Here is a 3648-nt window from a genome sequence, read left to right as displayed (position 1 = left end):
CGCCACACCATTGGATACATGAACATGATGTCCACCGAAAACATAGTTACCATCTCCTAATCCCATAGCTTGCAAAGCATCAGTGATGAGTACTATGCCGTCCGGTCCTTTCAAACGATGCATCATTCGGATGATCGCAGGATGCAAATGAATGCCATCCACAATCGCTTGAAGGCTTACATGCTCTTCTTCAAAGGCGGCTACCACAATACCGGGTTCCCGATGATGAATCGGACGCATGCCATTGAAGCAATGGGTAACATGACTTGCTCCGGCTGCAAAGGCTTGCTTTGCCTCGCTATAGGTTGCATCAGAATGCGCAACGGAAATGATGACTTCCTGTTCCTTCAGAAAAGAAATGAGTTCCATCCCGCCTGGTAATTCAGGGGCAATCGTAACCATCTTAATTAGTCCGTTAGCTTCTTCGAAGATCTCTTTCATTTCCTTTAAATCCGGATGACGTAAAAACTTTTCATTTTGCATGCCTTTACGCGCCTTATTCAGATAAGGCCCCTCCAGATGTATCCCAGCAATTCGGGCTCCAACTTCACGGCCAATTACACGTTTAACACTACGTATCATGGCTAGCAGGTCTTCAATAGTAGAGCTTACAGAAGTCACCAGAAACGAAGTGCAACCCGTTGCAGCACAAGCACGCGAGACCTCCTGGATGCTCGCTTCACTTCCATCCATCATATCGAATCCGTTCGCACCATGAATATGCACATCAATCATGCCTGGGATTAATACATGATCTTTACCATCCACAAGCTCGTAATCACCTTCCGGAAAGGACGAATGGCCGTTTTCTATCTTCTCAATCATTCCATTTCTTATCCATACCATGGCCGGTATAACACGGCTATCTGATTGAACCACTTTGACCTTGAGCAATAGTCTCATTTCTGTTTTCTCCATTATAATTTTCTCCTTACATTGAAAAATGGTTACATTTTTCTGATTTAACACTTCTAGTATGTCACTGGGAACTTCTTGATCGGTAACAAAATATCTACAAAGTCGACATCTAAAAGATAAACCGACTTGCTTTTAAACTTTGTGAAATCAACCACTGCAATCATCAGATCTACTAGCCATCCTACATCATCTTCATAAGGAAATAAAGTCATCTGTCTGAATTGCTATAGCTCCGTCCTTCCAACATAACGAAAAGGATTCTCATGAATTTAATGTTACGTTCTACTGCCCATTGCTTTAATAAACAAAAGAGGAGCTGCCGCAAAGCAAGCCCCTCAACTATAGTTCTGCGTTAGTTGAATCGTAAACTTTGCTAAGTTGAGTATTATAATGTGTTTCCTCAAAAGTCATTTGAGGAATCATATCAAGCCATTCAACTTTTGTTCCAAATCCTTCGAATCCCTGAAGCAAATCTTCTCTTGTACTCTTGTCGATACCGATTTGCTTCCAGATGATATACCCATCTATTTTTACAGCATTCGCAACTATTACTGTACACCATAAATCGCAATCATCTGGACACATTAGGATTGGCAGAACAACCTCTATACTTGCTGAATGGAACCGTTCTTTAATACATTCTTTTTCTCTCGGATCATTGACCCAATCAATAATAGTTGGAATCATGCCGAGAAGGTTATTTCGGGATAATGCTTATGTAGCAATAAATCCAAAGGAGTTCCATCGATTACAATAGTGTGATGTTCAATCTTACAATATTCACTCTTCAATGGTAAGACTTCAATTTTATTAACCTGTTCCATTGTTTAAACACCTCACTTTTAGCACATCAACCAACAATATTGTATCACGAAATATTCCACTAAACTGCCCGATAGCTTAATGAGGCTGCCACGTTTTCTCGGTGGTAGCCTCATTTGTAGTTTATTGAAGTAATGTTCTTCGTTAGTTGAATGCTATTTGTGCTTACAGGAACTTTTCTTAGTTCTTTAGATCATTGAAACTATCTATAAAATAACCAACTGATTTGTGCTCTTTATCAGATCTCTCTAAAAGATCTTCCAATGTACATTTTGTTTGGTCTTCACCAAATCTTCTTATAAGATCAGCTTTATAAAACTCCATGTCACGGCCTTCAAAAACATAATCTAATGCACCGTAACTATCCCCAATATATATAGTGAAGTTACAGCTAAAGTAATCTGCTATTTCTTTACATATGCTTCTAAGTTCTAATTGCAGTTCTGGGTTTCTCAAAAAACTATACCATCTAAAACATGAATTAAAATCACACATATATTTATTAAATATGAAGTCAAATCCTCCAGGACCGCTAACCTCGATWTATTCCTCATCGCCAATTACTAATGAATCAAACGAATCAAAGTTTAATGATTCAATTATTCGTTGACGATTTAATGACCATTCCCTTCTTAAGTGAGGGTTATTTTCATTCACATTTGCTATATATTGAACAATCTTAGGGAATTTAACTCCTTTAATAAGCTCCTCTCTAAACTTCTGTATAGACTCAAAATCAAAAGAATGTTGAAACGATGCAGAGAAATTAACCCCCAAAATGATCACTTCCTAACAGATAATTAAGGTAACTATGAGTCCACTTAAAAGAGATCCTTAGCTAATTTTAATTTAAATGCCTCCCTAAGCCTTTACATATATATACTACCACATATTGGAACAAATCTGCCCGTTACTTCAACAGATAAAGGCAGCCATTCGTGTGTCGGCTGCTGTCATGTCGTGATTGAACTATAGTTATCCGTTAGCTTAGATGCGGAGAGAATAAACTATTGTACAGGAAGATCAAGTTCTATACGGAGTTGATGTACKGTCTTTTCATTTTTTTGGTATTCTTCTCTTCCTTTTTTAAATCGTTCGATCATTTTTTCTGATTCTTCTGCCTTTTTGAGATACGTATCGTCGTTATATCTTTTCGCAGCATCCTTAAATTCATTGACACCCATTGAATAGTTTTCAATGGCTTCATCTAATCGCTTRGCRAAATTTTCAGTATCGTCAGGATCAGCTTCTAGTTCGAGCTTTCTTGTTTCATTACCGAGACTCTTAACTTTAATACCTTGTTGGTTTTTTGCATCTTTGTYCTCTCTTGTTTGGTCAGGCATCGCGTCCAATAAATTGTGCTCAATAGTTTCCTTATYCTTAGCTACCTTAGCTAGAGCTTTCAGAGATGCTACATCTTTTTCAGCTAGTGCGGAAATAGAAAATATACTTGCCCCAACTAAACATGTAACTGTAATGGCAATTAGTTTTGATTTTAATTTCACGAATTTCCCTCCTCTGTCGTCATACTTTTAAACGATTCCATTACTTGGAAGTTGCGTTAGACTGCCCTTTAGCTTAACAAGCCGATATTCAATTACACTAACCTGAATAGATCGTTTCGTGCTACTAGGCTTTCAATTCAAAAAAATGGAGATAATATTCATACTAAATCATACAAGATTGGGTGTCATAGCATGAAGGAAATGTTTTTTGCATGGACAATTGGTCTAGTTATGATGATTGGCAGCGGTTATTTTGTTTATGGGTCGTTAAAGGATGCAATGAAACACGTGAAAAGTTACGGAGCCGAAAAAGCTGAAAACAGGTTACTCTGGTGGTACTTAGGCTGGCCATTTGTAATACTAGATGTGCTTGGGAAGCCTGGACGTCCTAACATGATTCTTT

Annotated in this window: 5 protein-coding genes; 1 reads left to right on the top strand and 4 read right to left on the bottom strand. The window is 38.0% G+C overall.

Features of this window, described 5'->3' with window-relative positions; genetic code table 11:
• The 4 genes from nagA to AC1DVJ_RS30285 all read right to left on the bottom strand — a co-directional run.
• Positions 1-903 (bottom strand): N-acetylglucosamine-6-phosphate deacetylase (gene nagA / locus AC1DVJ_RS30300; protein ID WP_477596527.1); only part of this gene is annotated, 903 nt, incomplete at its 3' end.
• Positions 904-1257: 354 nt separating this feature from the next.
• Positions 1258-1605, bottom strand: a complete 348-nt coding sequence (locus AC1DVJ_RS30295) for a hypothetical protein (protein WP_477596525.1) — start codon at positions 1603-1605, stop codon at positions 1258-1260.
• Between the two features lie 315 nt (positions 1606-1920).
• A complete protein-coding gene (locus AC1DVJ_RS30290; protein WP_477596523.1) occupies positions 1921-2517 on the bottom strand; it encodes a hypothetical protein in 597 nt (198 codons plus the stop codon).
• A gap of 230 nt (positions 2518-2747) precedes the next feature.
• A complete protein-coding gene (locus tag AC1DVJ_RS30285) occupies positions 2748-3245 on the bottom strand; it encodes a hypothetical protein (RefSeq protein ID WP_477596521.1) in 498 nt (165 codons plus the stop codon).
• A gap of 192 nt (positions 3246-3437) precedes the next feature.
• On the opposite strand from AC1DVJ_RS30285, the gene AC1DVJ_RS30280 reads away from it, so the two are divergent.
• The coding region (locus AC1DVJ_RS30280) for a hypothetical protein (RefSeq protein WP_477596519.1) at positions 3438-3648 on the top strand (211 nt) is incomplete at its 3' end.

It is taken from the genome of Paenibacillus sp. P4_A9 (assembly GCF_056402415.1).
This window is presented reverse-complemented; position numbering and strand designations above follow the sequence as displayed.

Coding starts and splice junctions, on each gene's coding strand:
- AC1DVJ_RS30295 (WP_477596525.1), bottom strand. CDS start 1,605: ATGATTCCAACTATTATTGATTGGGTCAATGATCCGAGAGAAAAAGAA.